The organism is Micromonospora sp. NPDC047467 (genome assembly GCF_040643095.1).
Classification (GTDB): Bacteria; Actinomycetota; Actinomycetes; order Mycobacteriales; family Micromonosporaceae; genus Micromonospora.
Genome location: NZ_JBEYTO010000001.1, coordinates 238,940 through 258,458 on the forward strand (window position 1 = coordinate 238,940; position 19,519 = coordinate 258,458).

20 protein-coding genes are annotated in these 19,519 nt (G+C 72.4%); 15 read left to right on the forward strand and 5 right to left on the reverse strand.

What is annotated here, in order from left to right; genetic code table 11:
- Positions 1 to 3: 3 nt before the first annotated feature.
- The gene (locus ABZ780_RS01015; protein WP_357482862.1) at positions 4 to 957 is read right to left on the reverse strand and encodes a flavin reductase; all 954 of its coding nucleotides are present in this window, start codon (positions 955 to 957) and stop codon (positions 4 to 6) included.
- A 192-nt stretch (positions 958 to 1,149) separates the two neighbouring features.
- On the opposite strand from ABZ780_RS01015, the gene ABZ780_RS01020 reads away from it, so the two are divergent.
- Positions 1,150 to 1,971 carry an IclR family transcriptional regulator gene (locus tag ABZ780_RS01020; protein ID WP_356998827.1) on the forward strand — a complete coding sequence of 274 codons (822 nt, stop codon included), beginning with the start codon at positions 1,150 to 1,152 and terminating at the stop codon, positions 1,969 to 1,971.
- 14 nt (positions 1,972 to 1,985) lie between these two features.
- Here ABZ780_RS01020 and ABZ780_RS01025 read toward each other — a convergent pair whose 3' ends face one another.
- Positions 1,986 to 2,693 (reverse strand): hypothetical protein, encoded by a 708-nt coding sequence (locus ABZ780_RS01025; RefSeq protein WP_357482865.1) that lies wholly within the window; start codon positions 2,691 to 2,693, stop codon positions 1,986 to 1,988.
- Positions 2,694 to 2,749: 56 nt separating this feature from the next.
- On the opposite strand from ABZ780_RS01025, the gene ABZ780_RS01030 reads away from it, so the two are divergent.
- Positions 2,750 to 3,637, forward strand: a complete 888-nt coding sequence (locus ABZ780_RS01030) for a CoA ester lyase (RefSeq protein ID WP_356998833.1) — start codon at positions 2,750 to 2,752, stop codon at positions 3,635 to 3,637.
- Between the two features lie 68 nt (positions 3,638 to 3,705).
- On the opposite strand, the gene ABZ780_RS01035 is transcribed toward ABZ780_RS01030, so the two are convergent.
- The 3 genes from ABZ780_RS01035 to ABZ780_RS01045 all read right to left on the reverse strand — a co-directional run bounded on the left by ABZ780_RS01035 (position 3,706) and on the right by ABZ780_RS01045 (position 7,110).
- A complete protein-coding gene (locus tag ABZ780_RS01035; RefSeq protein ID WP_356998836.1) occupies positions 3,706 to 5,166 on the reverse strand; it encodes an MmgE/PrpD family protein in 1,461 nt (486 codons plus the stop codon).
- On the reverse strand, positions 5,163 to 6,005 hold the full coding sequence (locus ABZ780_RS01040; protein WP_356998839.1) for a cyclase family protein: 843 nt from the start codon (positions 6,003 to 6,005) through the stop codon (positions 5,163 to 5,165). Before ABZ780_RS01040 ends, ABZ780_RS01035 begins: the two co-directional genes overlap by 4 nt.
- A 238-nt stretch (positions 6,006 to 6,243) precedes the next feature.
- The gene (locus ABZ780_RS01045; RefSeq protein WP_356998841.1) at positions 6,244 to 7,110 is read right to left on the reverse strand and encodes a DUF4437 domain-containing protein; all 867 of its coding nucleotides are present in this window, start codon (positions 7,108 to 7,110) and stop codon (positions 6,244 to 6,246) included.
- A 224-nt stretch (positions 7,111 to 7,334) separates the two neighbouring features.
- Here ABZ780_RS01045 and ABZ780_RS01050 point away from each other — a divergent pair, with 224 nt between their 5' ends.
- Genes ABZ780_RS01050 through ABZ780_RS01110 form a run of 13 tightly spaced genes read left to right on the forward strand, consistent with a single transcriptional unit; the run spans position 7,335 to position 19,508 of the window.
- Positions 7,335 to 8,528: a CoA transferase gene (locus ABZ780_RS01050; protein ID WP_357482868.1), complete on the forward strand. Its 1,194-nt coding sequence runs from the start codon at positions 7,335 to 7,337 to the stop codon at positions 8,526 to 8,528.
- A gap of 1 nt (position 8,529) precedes the next feature.
- Positions 8,530 to 9,180, forward strand: coding sequence for an isochorismatase family protein (locus ABZ780_RS01055; protein WP_356998846.1), 651 nt, complete (start codon positions 8,530 to 8,532; stop codon positions 9,178 to 9,180).
- A 40-nt stretch (positions 9,181 to 9,220) separates the two neighbouring features.
- The gene (locus ABZ780_RS01060; protein WP_357482871.1) at positions 9,221 to 10,018 is read left to right on the forward strand and encodes an SDR family oxidoreductase; all 798 of its coding nucleotides are present in this window, start codon (positions 9,221 to 9,223) and stop codon (positions 10,016 to 10,018) included.
- 46 nt (positions 10,019 to 10,064) lie between these two features.
- Complete coding sequence (locus tag ABZ780_RS01065) at positions 10,065 to 11,606, forward strand: class I adenylate-forming enzyme family protein (protein ID WP_357482874.1); 1,542 nt, start codon at positions 10,065 to 10,067, stop codon at positions 11,604 to 11,606.
- A complete protein-coding gene (locus ABZ780_RS01070) occupies positions 11,606 to 12,145 on the forward strand; it encodes a MaoC family dehydratase (RefSeq protein ID WP_357482877.1) in 540 nt (179 codons plus the stop codon). The genes ABZ780_RS01065 and ABZ780_RS01070 overlap by 1 nt, the downstream gene beginning before the upstream one ends.
- Positions 12,142 to 13,176: an LLM class flavin-dependent oxidoreductase gene (locus tag ABZ780_RS01075; RefSeq protein ID WP_357482880.1), complete on the forward strand. Its 1,035-nt coding sequence runs from the start codon at positions 12,142 to 12,144 to the stop codon at positions 13,174 to 13,176. The genes ABZ780_RS01070 and ABZ780_RS01075 overlap by 4 nt, the downstream gene beginning before the upstream one ends.
- Positions 13,173 to 14,441, forward strand: coding sequence for a CoA transferase (locus ABZ780_RS01080; RefSeq protein WP_356998858.1), 1,269 nt, complete (start codon positions 13,173 to 13,175; stop codon positions 14,439 to 14,441). Before ABZ780_RS01075 ends, ABZ780_RS01080 begins: the two co-directional genes overlap by 4 nt.
- Complete coding sequence (locus tag ABZ780_RS01085; RefSeq protein WP_357482883.1) at positions 14,438 to 15,832, forward strand: MmgE/PrpD family protein; 1,395 nt, start codon at positions 14,438 to 14,440, stop codon at positions 15,830 to 15,832. The genes ABZ780_RS01080 and ABZ780_RS01085 overlap by 4 nt, the downstream gene beginning before the upstream one ends.
- Positions 15,829 to 17,055: a RidA family protein gene (locus tag ABZ780_RS01090; RefSeq protein ID WP_357482886.1), complete on the forward strand. Its 1,227-nt coding sequence runs from the start codon at positions 15,829 to 15,831 to the stop codon at positions 17,053 to 17,055. Before ABZ780_RS01085 ends, ABZ780_RS01090 begins: the two co-directional genes overlap by 4 nt.
- Positions 17,052 to 17,552 (forward strand): MaoC family dehydratase N-terminal domain-containing protein, encoded by a 501-nt coding sequence (locus ABZ780_RS01095; protein ID WP_357482889.1) that lies wholly within the window; start codon positions 17,052 to 17,054, stop codon positions 17,550 to 17,552. The genes ABZ780_RS01090 and ABZ780_RS01095 overlap by 4 nt, the downstream gene beginning before the upstream one ends.
- Positions 17,549 to 17,992: a MaoC/PaaZ C-terminal domain-containing protein gene (locus ABZ780_RS01100; RefSeq protein ID WP_357482892.1), complete on the forward strand. Its 444-nt coding sequence runs from the start codon at positions 17,549 to 17,551 to the stop codon at positions 17,990 to 17,992. Before ABZ780_RS01095 ends, ABZ780_RS01100 begins: the two co-directional genes overlap by 4 nt.
- On the forward strand, positions 17,989 to 19,131 hold the full coding sequence (locus tag ABZ780_RS01105; protein WP_357482895.1) for an acetyl-CoA acetyltransferase: 1,143 nt from the start codon (positions 17,989 to 17,991) through the stop codon (positions 19,129 to 19,131). Before ABZ780_RS01100 ends, ABZ780_RS01105 begins: the two co-directional genes overlap by 4 nt.
- Positions 19,131 to 19,508 carry a Zn-ribbon domain-containing OB-fold protein gene (locus ABZ780_RS01110; RefSeq protein ID WP_357482898.1) on the forward strand — a complete coding sequence of 126 codons (378 nt, stop codon included), beginning with the start codon at positions 19,131 to 19,133 and terminating at the stop codon, positions 19,506 to 19,508. Before ABZ780_RS01105 ends, ABZ780_RS01110 begins: the two co-directional genes overlap by 1 nt.
- Positions 19,509 to 19,519 lie beyond the last annotated feature (11 nt).

The window sequence follows — 19,519 nt, forward strand, 5'->3', positions numbered from 1 at the left end:
GGGTCACTCCTCTGGGTTGGTGGCGGGGAGCCGGGGACAGGACACCCCGAGTTGACGGGCGAGAAAGACCAGGTCGCGGGTGCGCAGGGCACCCGCTCGCCCGCTGAGGGTGGTGTCGAAGCCGGTGACCCCGCTCTTCATCGCGACCATGGCGTTGACCAGGCCGAGCCCACGCTGAGTCCGCAGCCGCACCCGAAGTGAGGCGCGCCGGGCGCGCACGGTGGCGTCGGCGAGCACTGCCCGCACCTGCACCGGGCTGGCGTCGGCCGCTTCGACCAGGGTGACGGCGGTGTGCCCGGCGCGCAGCAACTGGTCCAACTCGGCGAGGGTGGCATCCTCGCCGCCGGCCCGGAAGGCGTCGGCGATCATCGGGCCGGGCGTTGCCCGCACCGTGAAGCCGGCCATCGCCAGGGTGTTCGCGCGCAGGCGGGAGAGCCGGCCCCCGATCGCGATGTCGATCCTCTCCGGCAGGGGGTCGGCGAGCTGGCTCCACACGCTGGAGTGGAACAGCAACGGGGCGCCGACCCGGGGGGTGCTGGCGGCGAGCACCTCGCCGACGAAGATCGTGTGGTCGCCGCCGGGGTAGGCGTGCACGATCCGGCAGTCCAGCCAGGCGGTCGAGTTGACCAGGACCGGGCAGCCGGTCTCGGCGTGCACCCAGTCCAGCCCGGCGAAGCGGTCGGTGATCTCGGGGCGCATGCCGGCGAAGCGCTGGCCGATGCCGGCCTGGCCCTTGCCGAGGAAGCTGATCGCGAAGACCCCGGCACGCTCCACCAGGGCGTGGCTGGGAAGGTGGACGCCCAGGCAGACGGAGACCAGCGGCGGGTTGAGGCTGACCGAGGAGAACGAGCTCGCGGTCATGCCGTGCGGTCGGCCGTCGACGACCGTGGTCACGACACCGACGCCACTGGGCCACTGGGCGAGGGCCGAGCGGAACGTGATGCTTTCGACCGACACTGACAGGCTCTCCGTTTCGCATCAGGAAACGCCGTTACCAGAAACGTAACGAGGGGTGGTGTCCCGTGTCAACCGTCGATTGGTCCGGGCGGCCGGCGACACCCCGGACACGCTGTTTCGCTAGGTGGAATCGCGCGACCTACACTGCTCTGGAGACCGGACAAAAACGAACAGTGCTGTGGAGGCCCAACCATGACCAGTCGGACATCCGCGGCGACGGCACCGGCCGTTGCGGAGGACGGCGACGGCCAGTCCCGCTCGATCGCGGCGGTCGAGCGGGCGATGGACGTGCTGCTCTACTTCGGGCGCAGCGGGCGACCGGACCTGGGCGTCACCGAGATCGCGACCGCGCTGGGCCTGACCAAGGCCGCCGTGCACCGCATCCTCACGGCGCTGCGCAGCCGGGATCTGATCATTGTCGACCCGAGCACCCGTCGCTACGCACTGGGCCACGCGGCCGTCACGCTCGGCCGGGCCTACCTGGCCCGCACCGACCTGCGCGCGATGGCCGGCCCGGAGCTGCGCGCGTTGGCGGCCCAGACGGGCGAGACCGCCACGCTGTCGCTGCGCCGGGGCGACACCCGGCTGTACGTCGACCAGGTGGTGCCCGAGCACGAGCTGCGGCTCGACGTCAACATCGGCATCCCGTACCCGCTGCACGCCGGCAGTTCGTCCAAGGCGTTCCTGGCCTTCGTCGCGGAGGACGAGTTCGACGCCTACCTGGAGCGGCACCGGCTCGTCGAGGTCACCGACCGCACCATCACCGACCCGGCGAAGCTGCGCAAAGAGATGGCGGCCATCCGCAAACGCGGCTATGCCACCTCGCGCGGCGAACGCCAGCCCGGCGCGACGTCGATCGCGGCGCCGGTCTACGACCACGACGGGCACGTGGTGGCGGTCGTCAGCGTGGCCGGGCCGGTGGGGCGGTTCAAGCCGGACTCGCCCGAGCTGGCGAAGTCGCTACTGGAGGCGACCGGCCGGATCTCCGCTCAGCTCGGCTACAGCGGCGCCTGACCGGCCTGCCCGGGTCACAGCGCCGCGAGCGGCTTCAGCACGCCGAGCGCCGCGGCCGCCAGCACACTGCCCCAGATGCCCCACACGTAGGGTAGGCAGCCGTCGATCGCCCGCCGCATCGTGCGCTCCACCTCCGGCGTGGAGCCGGTCGTCATCAGGGCGCCGAAGGCCGGTCCGAACGGGCGCAGGGTGAGACGAATGCCCAGTCCGCAGGCGATCGCGACGCTGTAGAGCAGGATCTTGCCGCCCAGCCACTTCGGGTTGGTGTCCACGCCGAACGGTGCGGCGGCGAAGAGTGTGTAGAGCGCTGTCCCGGCCAGCCCGGCGATCAGCACGATCCGGACCGTCCAGTCCGCCCGGCGCACCCACCGGCGGTGGCCCGGGCGGTGGTGGTCGGAGATCGTGGCGGCCAGCCACCCCGCCGCGAACACCCAGAGCAGTGCGACGATCGGCCAGCCGAACGGGTTGATTCCGAAGACCTGCGCGCCGTGCGGGTCCAGCGCCATCAGCGTGACGCCGCTGGGCAGGAAGAGCACCAGGCAGATCTTGGGCCCCAGGTCGAGCCCGCCCATGATCTTCAGTGCGGTGGCCCGGGCGGCCGGCGTGAGATCGGGCTTGAGGACGAACCGGCTCGACCAGAAGACCCCGAGATCCCCGCCCAGCCAGAAGACGAAGAGCACGATGTGCAGCAGAATCCACCAGCCGTACGGGTGCGGTCCCATGAAGCCTCCTTGACGTCTCGACCACCAATGGAAACACTGTATTCGCAGTCGAAACAATGGCCGCATCGCCGGGCGTTGTCGAGCGGAAGGGCCCGAAGCCGTTGAGGTCGTACCTGTACGTGCCCGGGGACGCGCCCGACAAGCTGGCCAAGGCGGCGCGGCGCGGCGCAGACGCGGTCATCGTCGACCTGGAGGACGCGGTGCCGCCGGCCGGCAAGGACGCCGCCCGCTCGGCGGTCGCCGCCTTCCTGCGCGCCGCGCCGCCCGGGGTCGCCTGGTGGGTGCGGATCAACCCGGGCCCGTTGGGCCACGTCGACGCGGCGGCCGTCGTGGGGCCGGGGCTTGCCGGGCTCTGTGTGGCGAAGGCCGAGTCCGCCGCCGAACTGGCCGCCCTCGACGAGGTGCTCGGCGCGGCCGAGTCGGCGGCTGATTTGCCGGCGGGCACGACCCCCGTGGTGCCGCTGCTGGAGTCGGCGGCGGCCGTGGTCGCGGTCCTCGACATCGCCCGCGCACCTCGGGTACGACGGCTGCAACTCGGCGAGGCGGACCTGCGCGCCGACCTCGGTGTCACGCTCGGGCCGGACGAGCGGGAGTTGCTGTTCGTCCGCTCGCAGGTGGTGCTGGCCAGCGCGGCGGTCGGCATCGAGCCACCGGTGGCACCGGTCAGCACCGACTTCCGGGACCTGGTCGCGCTGCGCGCGTCGACGATCGCGCTGCGACGGCTCGGCTTCGTCGGCCGGGCCTGCATTCATCCGGCGCAGATCGCGGTGGTCAACGAGGCATTCACCCCAACACCGGACGAGGTGGCGGCGGCGGCTGACCTGGTGGCCCGCTTCGACGCGGCGGTCCTCGACGGCGTGGGGGTCTGCCTCGACGCGCGGGGCCGGCTGGTGGACGAGGCGGTGGTCCGCTCCGCCCGGCGACTGCTCGCCCTGGCGGTGTAGGCGCCCGCGCATTCCCGGCGCGGCGTCGGTGTGGGTGCGGCGGTGGGCATGGCCGGCCGGGTCCGGCCTCAGCGAGCCGGCGCGGTCAGCGCGAGTAGCGCCGATGGCGTCACCCCGGTGCCGAGCACGGCGTCGCGCAGCGCGGCGATCCGCGCCGGTGGAATCGCCCGCTCGGCGTTGAGCTGGAACTTCGTCGCCAGATCGGCCGCGCTCAACGGATGCTGTGGCCCGCCGCGCGACGAGTCGACCCGGTGCTCCAAGAGGGCTCCACCGCGGGTCCGCACCCGCAGCACCGCCGCGAACGCACGCGGGAACAGTTCCGACGCCCGGGGGTCGGCCACGCACCGGACGCGGGCCGCCAGCGCCAGCCGGTCGGCCGCCAGCTCGCCGACGAAGTCGTCGAGCGACAGCCCCAGGCCGCCACCGCCGAGCAGCGCCGCCGCGATCGTGTACGGGCCGGAGAACTTCGCGTGGTACGCGCTGCGCGGGCGGGTCTTCTCGGCGGTGGGTTCGGCGATGGTACGCAGTACCGGGGCGGCCACCCCCAGCTCGATCTCGGCGACGTCGGCCGGGTCGAGCCCGCCAGCCCGCAGCGCCAGGGCGCAGTCGACGCCGGGGTGGGTGAAGTGATTCGACGGGTACGGCTTGTAGACGGTGCGCAGCACCTCCCAGTCGGTGCCCAGCCCGCGCAGCAGCGCGTCGGCGGTGAAGTCGCCGGTGTGCGCGGCGAAGAAACCGAACCGTCCCTCCAGCACGGTCGGTGGCCCGGTCAGCCCGTCGGCCGCCAGCACCGCCGCGCTCACCCCGGCGTGGGCGGCCCAGCCGCAGTGGGCCTGCTTGACCGAGCCGCCGGTGCGGTTGGCCTCCAGGATGCCGGCGCCCATGCTCGCGGCGATCCCGATGGCATGGCCGATGCCCGCGGCATCCAGGCCGTAGAGGAGGCCGGCCGCGACGGCCGCGCCGATCGTGCCGCAGATCGAGGTGGCGTGCTGGCCGCGCTCGAAGTAGACGTTGACCCCGGTTCCGGGCAGGTAGCCGGCCATGCCGAGCCGGTTGGTGATCTCGATCCCGGCGGCCACCGCCGGGACCAGGGCCGCGCCGTCGGCAGCCGCACCGCCCCCGACCGCCTCCGCGGCGGCGAGCGCGGCCGGCACGACGCTGGCGCTCGGGTGCAACACCGAGGGGAGGTGCGTGTCGTCGAAGTCCAGCGAGTGGGCCAGTACCCCGTTGACCAGCGCGGCGGCCGGGGCGGGCAGCCGGTCGCCGGAGCCGATGACGGTGGCCTCGCCGATGCCGCCCCAGCGCCGCACGGAGCGCAGCGCGGCCGCTGCGGCGTCGGCACCCGGGTCGGCGTGCGCGGCCAGGGCCAGCCCCAGGATGTCCAACACCCGGCCGGGGATGTCGGCGCGGACGACGTCGGGCACCCCGTGGTCGCGGCAGTCGACCGCGAAGCGCGCCAGCCGGGCGCTGAGCGTGGGCTCGTCGCCCGGCGCGGCCGTGGTCCCGGCCGTGCTTCCGCCCGCCGTCACGGCAGGACCGCCAACGGGCGGACCGGGGCGCCGGTGGCCCCGACGATGGGCAGCGGGTTGAGCACGAACAGGAACTCCCGGGCTCCGGTGTCCAGCAGCGGGGCCAGGTTCATCGTCTCCACGATGTTGATCCCGTGCTCCACCAGCAGGATCCGGTGCACCGGCAGGGTGGCGTGGCCTCGTCCGGGCGCGAGGTGCTCGAAGGCGATCGTCTCGCCGCCGACCACCCTGGGGGCGCGCTCGGCGAGCCAGCGGGCGGCGGCCACCCCCGGGCCGGGAACGCCGTCGGCGAGCCCGACGAACGCCGCACCGTCGCCCCACCGTCGCGACCATCCGGTGCCGACCAGGACCGCGTCGCCCGGTGCGATCCGAATGTGCCCGGCGGCCCGCTCCAGGTCGTCCGGAGTGATCTCGTAACCCGCCGGCAGCACGGCGGTGGAGTGCACGGCGGCGACGTCGAGCAGCACGGCGCGTCCGACGTACGGGTCGAACGTCTCGATGCCCAGCTCCGCGAAGCCTTCGTGGGACTGCGCTGCCCCGGCCGGCCGGCCGGCGTGCACGAATCCGTCCTGCGAGACGTGGGCCAGCGCGTCGACGTGGGTACCGACGTGCCCGCCGGTGATGATGACCTCGTTGGCGGCGCTGCCGCCGTCGGCGCGCACCAGGTCGCCGTGGCGGCGCTCGATCACCATCCGGAACGGCGGGTGGTTCGGTGACTGGGGCATTCCCCGGCGCATCGGGTGGGCCAGGTCGATGATCCGGGCCCCAGCCAGCGCCGGCCACAGAGCGGTGGCGCCGGGGTCGAAATCGGGTTGCGGTCCAGCGGTGCGTGGGCCCACTCAGATCACGCCTCTCGACTGCAGGTCGGCGAGCTCGTCGGCGCTGAGGCCGAGCCGGTCGCCGTACACGGACTGGTTGTTGGCGCCGGGCGGACGCCCGTGACCGTCTGCTTGTTGCGGCCGAGCATGGTCCACCACAGCGGCACGCCGTCCCTCGTTGGTCCGGTGTACGTCACCCGCTAGGTGTGACCGGGGTGTGACGCGGCGGTGGTCGTGGCCGCGTCACACCCCGTCGCCATCACATCCCGTCGCCGGACCAGGGGCCGCGCGAACGGGACCGCACCGGCAGGGTGGAGATGACCGGCGCCTCGTCGTGTTCGTGGTAATTGGTCGCCGTGCCACCCCACTTGATCCACTCATCGGTGGTGTACCAGTTGATCAGCTCGCCGTCCGATCGGATGATCCAGTCGATGTCGGTCTCGGCCACGAAGTGGCCGTGCTTCACCCCGGCCGGCCGGAAGCAGTAGGTGCCCTCGTCGATGTCGCCGAAGTTGTACGCCATCTTCCCGCCGAGCGTGTAGAACTCCTCGTAGCAGGGGTGGTGGGCCAGCCGGTGGTCGCTCCAGCCCTTGTGGGCCCGGATCAGCCGGGTGTAGAAGTTGGTCACCGGGTCGCGGTGCAGCAGCTTGATGTAGAGCGGGGTGATCGGCCCGACCGTCGGTGCGGCGGTCCACTCCATCTCGTTGGAATCCACCACCGTCACCTCGCCGACGGCGCTGTCCCACCGTGCTGAGGCCGGATTCCACTGTGCCTTCTCGACGTCGAAACCGCAGTCGCCGTACTCGCGCCAGTGCAGCACCGACGAGCCCTCGCGGATCTTGATCCAGTCCATCGGCACGCCCCGCGGCACCTGCAGGTAGCCGCCGGGGCCGATCTCCTGACCGCCGTAGTTCAGCGAGCCGGACTGCACGTAGAACTCCGTGTCGGCGTGCGGCACGCCCGGCCCGCGCCCCCAGTCGCTGTCGAAGCTCAGCGACAGCGAGGACGACCCGTCCTCCTCGTCCACCGATAGCCGGCGTTCGCGGGCCCCGCCCTCGCCGTGCGGCAACTCCCCGACGTGCCAGATGTAGTCATTCTCGTGAATCAGTTCGACGTGCGCTCGCACCCGCTGCTCCTCACTTCGCGTTTCAGGGTCTTCCCGGCGGCGTTGCGGGCGGCGCCCCCGGCCGGAGGTGCCGGGGCGCCCGGCAGCCGGCGTCGGTGAGATCGGTGCCGTCCGGGACCAGCATGGCTGCAATGGAAACACTGTTTCCACGAGCACGGCAAGCCCGCCGCCCCCCGCAATGTTCCCCCTAGCGAAACGGCGTATCCAGGCATACGATGCGTCGAATGAATGGGGCACTCTCCGACGTCAGGGTCCTGGAAACCGGCACATTGCTCGCCGGTCCGTTCTGCGGCCAACTCCTCGGCGACTTCGGCGCCGAGGTGATCAAGCTGGAGGACCCCGGCCGGGGCGATCCCATGCGTCAGTGGGGCCGGGAGAAGCCGCACGGCCAGTCGCTGTGGTGGCCGGTCGTGGCTCGCAACAAGAAGTCCGTCACCTGCAACCTGCGCAGTGCGGCCGGGCAGGACCTGCTGCGTCGGCTGGTGGTCGAGTCGGACGTGCTGCTGGAGAACTTCCGTCCCGGCACGCTGGAGCGGTGGGGGCTCGGCTACGACGTGCTCAGCGCGCTCAACCCGCGCCTGATCCTGGTCCGGGTCAGCGGCTACGGCCAGACCGGGCCGTACTCGCCGCGCGCCGGCTTCGGCTCCATCGGCGAGGCCATGGGCGGTATCCGCTACGTCACCGGCGAGCCCGACCGACCTCCGTCGCGAGCCGGCATCTCGCTCGGCGACTCGCTCGCGGCCACCTACGCCGCGTACGGCACCCTCGCCGCCCTGCACGCCCGGGAGCGCAGCGGCCGCGGCCAGGTGGTCGACTCGGCGATCTACGAGGCGGTGCTGGCGATGATGGAGTCGCTGCTGCCCGAGTGGTCGGTCGCCGGTTACCAGCGGGAGCGCACCGGTGCGATCCTGCCCAACGTCGCTCCCAGCAACGTCTACCCGACCGCCGAGGGCGGCGACATTCTGATCGCCGCCAACCAGGACACCGTCTTCCGCCGGCTCGCCGAGATCATGGGCCGCCCCGAGCTGGCCGACGATCCCCGGTACGCCAGCCACGGCGCGCGCGGCGCCCACCAGGCCGAGCTCGACACGCTCATCGCCGAGTGGACCGCCACCCACACTGCCGTCGACCTGCTCGGTCGGCTGCACGCCGGCGGGGTTCCGGCCGGTGGCATCTACACCGCCGCCGACCTGCTCGCCGACCCGCACGTCGCGGCCCGCGAGGCGATCGTGCGGGTGCCGCACGAGCGGTTCGGCGAGCTGCCGATGCAGGCGCCGGTGCCGAAACTGTCCGCCACCCCCGGCGCGGTGAACTGGTCCGGGCCGGAGCTGGGTCAGCACAACGACGAGGTGTACGGCGACCTGCTCGGGATGAGCGCCGAGCAGCGCGCGGCCCTGCGCGCGGACGGGGTGATCTGAGATGTCCGACGGTACCGCGCGTGGCGGCACGCTCGATGCCGACTACGTCGGTGCCGGGTTCGCCCGTCGGCTCGGCTGGGGCACCCGGCCCGCGCTCGTGCTGGTCGACCCGGTCGCCGCGTACGCCGTACCCTCGTCGCCGTTGTTCCTGGCCACCGCGGAGAGCGCGCTGGCCGCGATGGCCGCGCTGGTGGCGGCGGCCCGCGCGGCCCGGGTCCCGGTGGCCTACACCGCGGTGCGGTACGCCGACGACTCCTGCGCCGAGGCGCCCCTGTTCGCCGCGAAGGTGCCGGCGCTGTCCGCGTTCGCCGCCGGCAACCCGCTCGGCGACTTCGCGGCCCAGGTGATGCCCGCCAGGGGCGAGCACATCGCGTACAAGCACTACGCCAGCGCCTTCGCCGGCACCGCGCTGGCCGCCTGGCTCACCACGGCCGGCGCCGACACGGTGGTGCTCGGCGGCTTCTCCACCAGCGGCTGCGTCCGCGCGTCGGCGGTCGACGCCCTGCAGAACGGGTTCCGCCCGATGGTGGTGCGCGAGGCGTGCGCCGACCGCGATCCCGGCCCGCACGAGGCCAACCTCTTCGACCTCGACGCCAAGTATGCCGACGTGGTGCCGCTGGCCGATGCGGTCGCCCGGTTGACCGGTGACTGACCGGACCCGTTCTCCCCGACTTGAGTGGGCAGGAGCCGTCATGCGTAAGACAGTCATCACCGGCAGCACCAAGGGGATCGGCTTCGCGCTCGCCCGCGAGCTGCTCTCGCGGGGCCACTCCGTCGTCGTCTCGGGGCGCTCACGAACGGCCGTGGACGATGCCGTCGCGCGGCTGCGCCCGCAGGCCGCCGCGGCGGCCACCGTCCATGGAATCGCCGCGGACGTCACCGACGCCGCGCAGGTCGAGCGGATATGGAGTGCCGCGGTCGACGCGCTGGGCGGCGTCGACCTGTGGATCAACAACGCCGGTGTCGCCAACACCACCCGGCCGATCGTCGACACCGCGCCGGAGGACGTCCGGACGATGGTCACCACGAACATGCTCGGCACCGTGTACGGGTCGCAGGTCGCCGTCCGCGGCATGCTCGCAGCCGGCGGCGGCCAGGTCTTCAACGTGCTCGGCGGCGGCAGCGACGGCGCGATCCGCCCCGGCATGGGGGTCTACTCGGCCACCAAGCGCGGCCTGGACTCCTTCACCCGGGCACTGGCCAAGGAGGTCACCGGTACCGGCGTGCGGATCGGCCAGATCCGCCCCGGCATCCTCATCACCGAGGGGTGGCTGCGCGAAGCCGCCGCCGCGCCGGAGCAGGTGGCGCGGCAGCGCAGGTTGCTCAACATCCTCTGCGACCACGTCGACGACGTCGCCCCGTACCTGGTCGAACGGTTGCTGGCGAGCACCCGCAACGGCGACGCGATCGCGTGGCTCACCACCGGCCGGATGACCCGCAAGTTTCTCGTCGCCGGCAAGCGGGACGTGCTCGGCCGCTACGGACTCTGACCGGGCCGTCATGCACATCAATGACTCAGGGAAAGGACGGCATCGGGTGAAGGGTGTGCAGCTCAACATGGCCGCCGGGATCCGCGAGTTCGGCCGGGCCACGCCGGGCCGGGTCGCGGTCGTCGACGGTGACCACGTCGTGACGTTCGGCGCGCTCGACGAGCGCTCCAACCGGCTCGCGTCCGCGACGCTCGCGCACGGCATCGCCCCCGGTGAGCGGATCGCGGTGCTGAGCAACAACCGCTACGAGTACTTCGAGATATCGGCGGCGATGGCCAAGGCCGGCATCCCGACCGTGCCGCTGAACACGAAGAACAACAGCTCGGACAACGCCTACATCCTCGCCCACTCCCGGGCGAGGGGGATCATCCTGGCCGACGAGCTGGCCGGCAACGTCGACGGCCTGCTCGACGACCTGCCGCTCGTGCTCAGCTTCGCCGGCGAGGTCGGCCAGCGGTACGAGACGTTCCTGGGACAGGGCCGCGCGGTCGATCCGCAGGTCCCCGTCAACGAACTCGACCCGTTCTGCATCACCTACACCTCCGGCACGACCGGGCGGCCCAAGGGCGTCCTGCTGACCCACCGGGGACGGGTCCTCACCGCGTTCGGAGTCGGGCTGGACTACGGGCTCGGCCCCAACCGCAGCACGATCGCCGTCGCACCGATGTACCACGGCGCGGGGTTCGCGTTCGCCTACACCGCCCCGATGCTCGGCGGCTCGTGCAGCGTGCTGCCGACCTGGGATCCGGAGCGGCTGTTGGACCTGATGGCCTCCAGTCGCGCCTCCACGGTGTTCCTGGTGCCCACGCACGCCCAGCACCTCCGCCGGTTCTGCGAGGAGCCGGCCGCCCGGTACGACCTGTCGGCGCTGCGGACGCTCTACTTCAACGCCGCCGCGTTGCCGGTCGCGCTGAAGGAGTGGGTGATCGCCGCGTTCCCCGGCGTCGACGTGCACGAGCTGTACGGCTCGACCGAGTGCTCCATCGTCACCAACCTGCGCCCCGAGTTCGCCCTGGAACGGGCCGGCAGTGTCGGGCATCCCTGGTTCTGGAACGAGATCCGGCTCAAGGACGACGACGGCAACGAGGTCTCCCCGGGTGAGCCCGGCGAGCTGTTCGCCCGCTCGCCGCTGCTGCTGGCCGGGTACCTCGACGACGAGGAGGCCACCCGGGCCGGATACGACGCCGACGGGTTCTTCTCCGTCGGCGACGTGGCCGTGCGCGATGAGGAGGGCTTCATCACCATCTTCGACCGGAAGAACGACATGATCATCGCGGGCGGGGTGAACATCTTCCCGCGCGAGATCGAGGAGGTCATCGCCCGCCACCAGCCGGTCGACGAGGTCGCCGTCATCGGCGTGCCCGACGAGGTGTACGGCGAGCGCATCGCCGCGTTCGTGGTGGGCCGCCCGGGGACGCGGATCGACGTCGGAGCCCTGGAGGGCCACGTCCGGCAGCACGTGGCGCGCTACAAGGTGCCCCGCGAGTGGCACGTCGTCGACGCGTTGCCGCGCAATCCGAGCGGCAAGATCCTCAAGCGGATGATCCGCGACGGGTACCTCGCGCGTTGTCAGAAGGAGATTGGCTGATGGGGCTCAAGCAAGGCTGGACCGGGCGGTTCTTCGAGGACTTCGAGATCGGAGACGTCTACCAGCATCCCCTGGGACGCACCGTCACGGAGACCGACAACACCTGGTTCACGCTGCTGACCATGAACACCAACGAGATGCACTTCAACGCCGAGTACGCCGCACGGTCGGAGTTCGGCAAGCCGCTCGTGGTGTCGACACTCACGGTGGCCATCGCGGTCGGGCAGAGCGTCACCGACCTCACCCAGAACGCGTTCGCGAACCTCGGCTGGGACGAGATCCGGATGACCCACCCGGTGTTCGCCGGTGACACGCTCTACAGCGAGTCACTCGTGCTGGCCAAGCGCGAGTCCGCGTCCCGCCCGCATGCCGGCATCGTCACGGTGCGCACCCGCACGCTGAACCAGCACGGCGACGAGGTCTGCTCCTTCAAGCGCACGTTCTATGTGTACCGCCGGGGCGCCGAACAGCTGGAAAACCTCTTCCCGGTGGGGAAGTCCCCACTCTCCCTCGACGGCGACAGCAAGGAAACGGCATGAGGCTCACGTACCAGCCGTGGGGGGAGACGCTCGCGGAGTTGGCCGACGCCGGGCGCCGGGCGGAACGCGCGGGCGCCGAGGTGCTGTGGGCCTCGGAGCTGCACCGGAGCGCGACCGGCACCGCCGCGGCCCTGGCCGGGGCGACGTCGACCGCACGGATCGGCACCTCGATCATCCTGGCGTTCACCCGCAGCCCGATGATCACCGCGCTGGAGGCGCTCGACCTGGACGAGCTGTCCGGTGGCCGGTTCGTGCTCGGCCTCGGCTCCGGGGTGCGCCGGCTCAACGAGCAATGGCACAACGTGCCGTTCGGCAAGCCGGTCGGTCACCTGCGCGAGACGGTCCACAACATCCGGCTGTTCTGGGACGCCTGCACCACCGGCGCCGAGATCCGGGCCGACGGCGAGTTCGAGCCGATGCACATCCGCGGCTACGAGCGGCCGTACGCCGTTCCGGAGCGGCCGATCCCGGTGTACCTGGCCGCGATGGGCCCGCTGATGACCCGGCTGGCCGGCGAGATCGGCGACGGCTGGATCAGCCACGAGCTGTGCTCACCGGGGTACCTGCGGGAGCACATCCTGCCCGACCTCACGCTCGGCATCGACCGCGCGGACGGCAAGACGCGCCACGACGTCGACGTCGTCGTCTCCGCGTGCTGCTCGGTAGCCGCCGACCCCGCGCTCGCCCGCCGCCGCGCCGCCGGTGTGGTCGGCTTCTACGCCACGGTCCGCACCTACGCCGACTTCTTCGCGTTCCACGGCCTCGCCGAGGACCAGCAGGCCGTCATCGACGCGTTCCGGGCCGGTGCCGGAGCGGACCACCTCGCGGGCAGCGTCAGCGACCGGATGGTCGACGCGCTCACCATGGCCGGCACCCGCGACGACGTCGCCGCCCGGATCGCGGCCTATGACGGCATCGCCGACACCGTGAAGCTGAGCCCGCCGACCCACGGGCTGCCGGTCGCCGAGATCCGCGCAGCCCAGGACGAGATCATCGCGCTGATCGGCGAGCTGACGGGAGCGTCCACATGAGACCGCTGGAGGACCTGCGCATCATCGCGGTCGAGCAGTACGGCGCCGGGCCGTTCGGCAGCGTGCACCTGGCCGACCTCGGCGCCCAGGTCATCAAGATCGAGGACCCGCAGGCCGGCGGCGACGTCGGCCGGTACGTGCCGCCGTACGCCGAGGACGAGGACTCGCTCTTCTTCGAGACGTTCAACCGCAACAAGCGCAGCATCTCCCTCGACCTGAACACCGCCGCCGGGCGCGGCGTCTTCGAGCAACTCGTCGCGGTCTCCGACGTCGTCTACTCCAACCTGCGCGGGGACGTGCCGGAGAAGCTGCGCATCCGGTACGACGACCTCAAGCACCTCAACCCGCGCATCGTGTGCGTGTCGCTGACCGGGTTCGGGATGACCGGGCCCCGCAAGCAGGAACCCGGCTACGACTACGTGTTGCAGGGTCTCGCCGGCTGGATGGAGCTGACCGGTGAGCCGGACGGACCGCCCACCAAGTCCGGACTGTCACTGGTGGACTACTCGGGCGGCTTCGTGGCCGCGATCTCGCTGCTGGCCGGGGTGCACGCCGCCCGCCGCGACGGCGTCGGGATGGACTGCGACGTCAGCCTCTACGACACCGCGGTGTCGATGCTGACCTATCCCGCGACGTGGCACCTGAACGCCGGGTTCCAGCCGGTCCGCACACACCACTCGGCCCACCCGTCGCTCGTGCCGTTCCAGGCGTTCGAGGCCAAGGACGGCTGGATGGTCGTCGGCTGCGCGAAGGAGAAGTTCTGGGCCCGGCTGTGCCAGATCGTCGGCCACCCGGAGTGGGCCGAGGCCGGCTCGCCGTACGCGACCTTCGCCGGACGGCGGGAGCACAGCGCCGACCTGGTGCCCCGGTTGGAGGCGATCTTCCGGCAGAAGACCGTCGACGACTGGCTCACGCAGCTCTACGCCGGGTCGATCCCGTGCGGCCCGATCAACGACGTCGGCGCGGCCCTGGTGGACGAGCACACCGCCGCCCGGAACCTCGTGGTCACCACCGACCACCCCCGTTACGGCGAGGTACGGCAGCTCGCGTCCCCGGTGCGGGTCGGCGACGAGACGCCCACCTACCGCCGGGCACCGCAGCGCAACGAGGACCTCGCACTCGTCACCGAGGAGATCCTGGGCCTGGACGCGTCTCAGGTGGTCGCGCTGCGGGCGGCCGGCGCGTTCGGCGATGCCGAGCCGGCACACGGCGCGAACACCCCCGACACCCCTGACAGCCTCGACACAACAGCCACGTCACGATGATCGCCGAGGAGCTTGCCGAGTGGGGCACGGGCCACGTCGAAGTGCCGGCCGCGGTCCGGGCCGCAGCGCTGCGGCACCTGCTCGACGGGGTCGGAACGGCGCTGGGTGGGCTGCGCGCCAGCCCGGTGACGGGGGAGACCGGTGGGCCGTCGCCGATACCGGCCGTCGTCGTCGCCCGGGAACTCGGCGGGCCGCCGGAGGCGACGATCATCGGGTCGCGGGGCCGGGTCGGTGCGCCGGCCGCCGCGCTCGCCAACGGCACCCTCGTGCACGCACTGGACTTCGACGACACCCACGCTGGCGGCCTCGTGCACGCCACAGCCGTGGTGCTGCCGGCCGCGTTCGCCGTCGGCGAGCAGGTCGGCGCGCCCGGCCGGGCCGTGCTCGAGGCCGCCGTCATCGGCTACGAAACCGTGTGCCGGGTCGCCGCCGCCGCGTCGCACGGCTTCCACGCCCGCGGGCTGCACGCCACGATGGTGGCCGGCGTGTTCTCCTCGGCGATCGTCGCGTCCCGGCTGCTCGGCCTCGACGCCGCGCGGACGACCGACGCGCTCGGCATCGCCGGCAGCCAGGCCGGCGGGCTCCTCGCGTTCCTGCACAGTGGAGCCTCGACCAAGCAGCTGCACCCGGGATTCGCCGGGCACGCCGGCATCCTCGCCGCCCGGCTGGCCGCGGCCGGGGCCGGCGGCCCGGCGAACGTCCTCGACGGCCCGCACGGTGTCTACGACGCACTGGCCGCCGGCGCGGTCGACCTCGCGTCCATCACCGCCGAGCTCGGCACACGCTGGGAGACCACCCGGATCGGCATCAAGCCGTACCCGGCGTGCCAACTCTCCCACGCCGCGATCGACGCGGTCCGCGACGCGGTGCGCCGCGGCGGTGTCCGTTCCGGCGACGTCGCCGCGATCGACGTCGACGTGCACCCCGACTCGGTGCCCACGGTCTGCGACACACGGCGGGACCTGGCGCGACCGGCGTCGCCGTACGCGGCGAAGTTCTCGCTGCCGTGGAGCATCGCCGCCGCCGTCGTCGACGGTGACCTGACCACCGCAACGTACGAGCCGGACTCGCTCGGCCGACCCGAGGTAGAACGCGTTGCCCGGCTGGTGCGTTGGCACGTTGCCCCCACCGGCGGCCCCGCAGCCGACGCGCCCGGCACCGCCCGCATCACGCTCGTCGACGGCTCGGCCGTTCCCGGCAGCGTGCCACGCAGCGCGGGCGGCCCGGACAACCCGCTGACCGACGAGCAGCTCGTCGCGAAGTTCCACCGCAACGCCGGTGGCGACACCACAGACGTCGTCGACCTGCTGTCCCGTCTCGACGAGCTGGACACCATCGAACCGCTCATGGCGGCGCTGGCCGCCGCCGGTACAGGCAGGGACCGCCCGTGACACCACACGCCATCAAACCGCCCTCCTTCCGCTGGTTCCCGTACGACGGCTTCACGTTCTGCCTCGGCCTCGCCGAGGGCGACGCGGCCTGGACCTCCGGCCACACCTCCGCCGCGTTCGACGAGGCCGTCGGCAGGATGACGGTCACCGGGGACATGGCGGCGCAGGCGCGCACCGCGTACGAGAAGGTGCTGACGATCCTGGCGGCCGCCGGGTTCGGGCCGCAGGACGTCACCCGGGTCACCGAGAACGTGACGGTCGCCGGGCTCGCCGAGTACGAGGCGGCCGCAGCGGTCCGGTGGGAGGTCTTCGGCGACCACGAGCCCGTGCTGCGGACGGTCGTCGTCGAGCGGCTCGTGCGGCGTACCGCGCTGCTGGAGGTCGAGCTGCACGCGGTCCGCGGCGGCGGCGAGGTGCTGGCCGCCAGCGAACCCCGGCCGGCCGGCACCTGGCAGGCCTCCGCCGTGCGGACCGGCCACGACGGCGCGGTGTACCTACCGACGATGCTCCCGGTCGACGCCACCGGCGCCGTGGTCCACCCGGGGGACTTCGCCGCGCAGTACGCCTACTGCCTGGACCGGGCGGGCGACCTGCTCACGGCGGTCGGGCTGTCCCTCGACGCGGTCGTCACGACCTACGACTACTCGACGCCGGAGACCCGCGACGTGTACCGCCGGACGCACCGCGTGCGGCGGGAACGTCTCGGCGGCGCCGGTGTCTACCCGGGCGCGGGCGGCATCCTGATGAGCCGGCTGCACCACCCGGACGCGCTCGTCGCGATCGACGTCACCGCCTCCCGACACCGGTTGGAGCTGGTCAACCCCGGCTGGTCCCGCTACGACACGCTCACCTACGCCCCCGGGGTCAGGGCCGGCCGGACCCTGTACATGTCCGGGTTCGCGGCGCTGGACATGCAGACGCAGCAGGCCCTGCACCCCGACGACATCGTGGCGCAGGCCGAGGCGACGTACGGCGCGATCCTGCACCTGCTGCGCCACGCCGGCCTCGGACCGGAGCACCTGCTGGAGACGACCGAATACTGCGTCGAATCCGCGCTGCCGGCGTACCGGGGCGTGGCCGGCGTGCGGGAACGGCTGCTCAGCCCGCCCTGGCCGGCGTCGACCGGGGCGATCTGCAAGGCCCTGCTGCGCCCCGAGTTCCTGTTCGAGGTGTTCCCGACGGCGGTGTATCCGAACATCAGCGGAGCGGAGGAGACGACGTGAGCCTGCTGACCGACGAACTGCGCGCGCTGCTGGGCACGAGGAAGGTCTACACCGCGCCCGAACCGCTCGGCGCCGCGGCCGGCCGGTACTTCGGCATGGCCGTCGGCGACGACAACCCGCTCTACTCCGACCCCGAGTTCGCCCGCGCGCAGGGCCTGCCGGGCGTGACCGCCCCACCGACGCTCATCTGCGAGACCAACCAGTACGCGAACCTCCCGATGGACAGCGACGGCTATGCCGGGCACTCCTGGCAGCTCGACCTCCCCGGTACCCGCCAGGTCCGCGGCGGCAACAGCTACACGTTCCACCGCCGGGTACGCCCCGACGACGTCATCACCGCGACCTGGGAGATCCACGACCTGACCGAGAAGCAGACCCGCACCGGCGCGGACATGCTCGTGGTCTCCTCGCGCGCGACGTACACCAACCAGGACGGCGAGCTGCTCGCCGTCAACGAGGAGACGATCATCCTGGTCAGCCTGGACGGTGCCGCATGACACCTCGGGTGCCACCGAACGTCGGGGCTGCGCTGCCCACGCTGGAGCGCACCATCACGCTCACCGACATGGTCGCCTACGCCGGTGCCACCTGGGACTGGTACCGCCTGCACTTCGACCCCGAGTTCGTGGCCGCCGCGCGGGTCCCGGGCCCGGTCGTGGACGGGCAGGTGTTCGGGGCGCTCTTCGTCGAGCTGCTGCAGGACGCGCTCGGCCCGCGCTGCTTCGTGCACGAGCTGTCGTTCACGTTCCGCAACCTGATGTTCGCCGGGGAGACCGTGCGGTGCGAGGCGACCGTGGTCGAGGTCGGTGCCGACCGCGTCCGGGTGGACCTCTCCGCCACGATCCTGGCCAGCGAGTATGGCCCGCAACGGCCCGCCGCCCGCCCTGCCCACGCGACGGTCCTGCTGGGCACGGCCGACGGGCCGGGCGCCCGGTGACCGGCGTCGCGATCGTCGGTGCGGCCGAGTGCGACCTCGGCAGCACCGGGAAGTCCACGCTCACGCTTCAGACCCAGGCCGTCACACGGGCGCTCGCCGACGCCGGGCTCACCCTCGCCGACGTCGACGGACTGGCCACCACCGGAGTTTCCCGCTTCTCCACCACACAGCTCGCCGAGTATCTCGGGCAGCAGCCCCGCTGGGTCGACTCGACGTTCGTCGGCGGGTCGGCCGCCGAGATGATGGTCGCCCGCGCCACGCAGGCGATCGACGCCGGCCAGGCTTCCACCGTGGTCATCAGCTTCGCGTCGAACCAGCGCTCCGCGCGCTCGCGCAGCCTTGGCGGGATCGTCGAGGAGCACACCCCGGAGGCCCAGTTCGAGGCGCCGTACGGCCCGTTGTACCCGCTGTCGTACTACGCGATGGCGGCGCAGCAGTACTTCCACCGGTACGGCGGCACGCGGGAGAAGCTGGCCGAGATCGCGGTCGCCGCCAGGGAGTGGGCGCTGCTCAACCCGGCCGCGTTCCGCTACGGCGCCGGGCCGCTGACCGTCGACGACGTGCTCGGCGCGCCGATGGTCTCCAGCCCGCTGACCGTCGCCGACTGCTGCCTGGTGACCGACGGTGGCGGGGCGGTCGTGCTCACCACGCTCGACCGGGCCCGCGACCTGCGGCACCCGCCGGTACGGGTCCTCGGGTACGGCGAACGGTCGACGAACACGTCGATGACCGCGGTCGAGGACCTGACGGTCACCGGCGCGCGCGAGTCCGGCCGGGAGGCGTTCGCCCGGGCCGGCATCACACCGGCTGACGTGGACGTGCTGGAGGTGTACGACTCGTTCACCATCACCGCCGCGCTCAGCATCGAGGCGCTGGGCTTCTGCGGACCGGGGGAGGTGCTCGACTTCATCCAGGACGGCCGGATCCGCCCCGGCGGTGAGCTGGCGCTGGACACCTCCGGCGGTGGCCTGTCGTACTGCCATCCCGGTCAGTACGGGGTGCTGCTGCTGGTGGAGGCGGTCCGCCAACTGCGCGGCGAGGCGGGAGCCCGGCAGGTGCCCGACGCCCGGGTGGCCGTGGCGCACGGCACCGGCGGGATCCTGTCCACGCACGCGACGGTCGTGTTGGGGGTGCGGTGATGCACGTACCGCCGCCCGACGACGTGACGGCTGGCTGGTGGGACGCCACCCGGGAGCACCGCTACACGCTGCAGACCTGCGGGTCCTGCGGGCACGTCCAGCATCCGCCGCGTGCGCTGTGCGCCGCCTGCTCGTCGATGGTGGATCTCGGGTTCGTCGAGGCGTCCGGCCACGGCGTCGTGGACACGTTCACCGTGGTGCACCGGTCACCCGTGCCGGGGGCTGCCGTGCCCTACACGATCGCCCGGATCCGGCTCGCCGAGGGACCATTCGTGCTGTCCACCCTCGAAGGGCAGGACTGGCGGATCGGCGACCCGGTCCGTGTCGGTTGGCTCGACCTCGACGACGGCCGGGCGCTGCCGGTCTTCCACCGCTGACGGAGGCTACC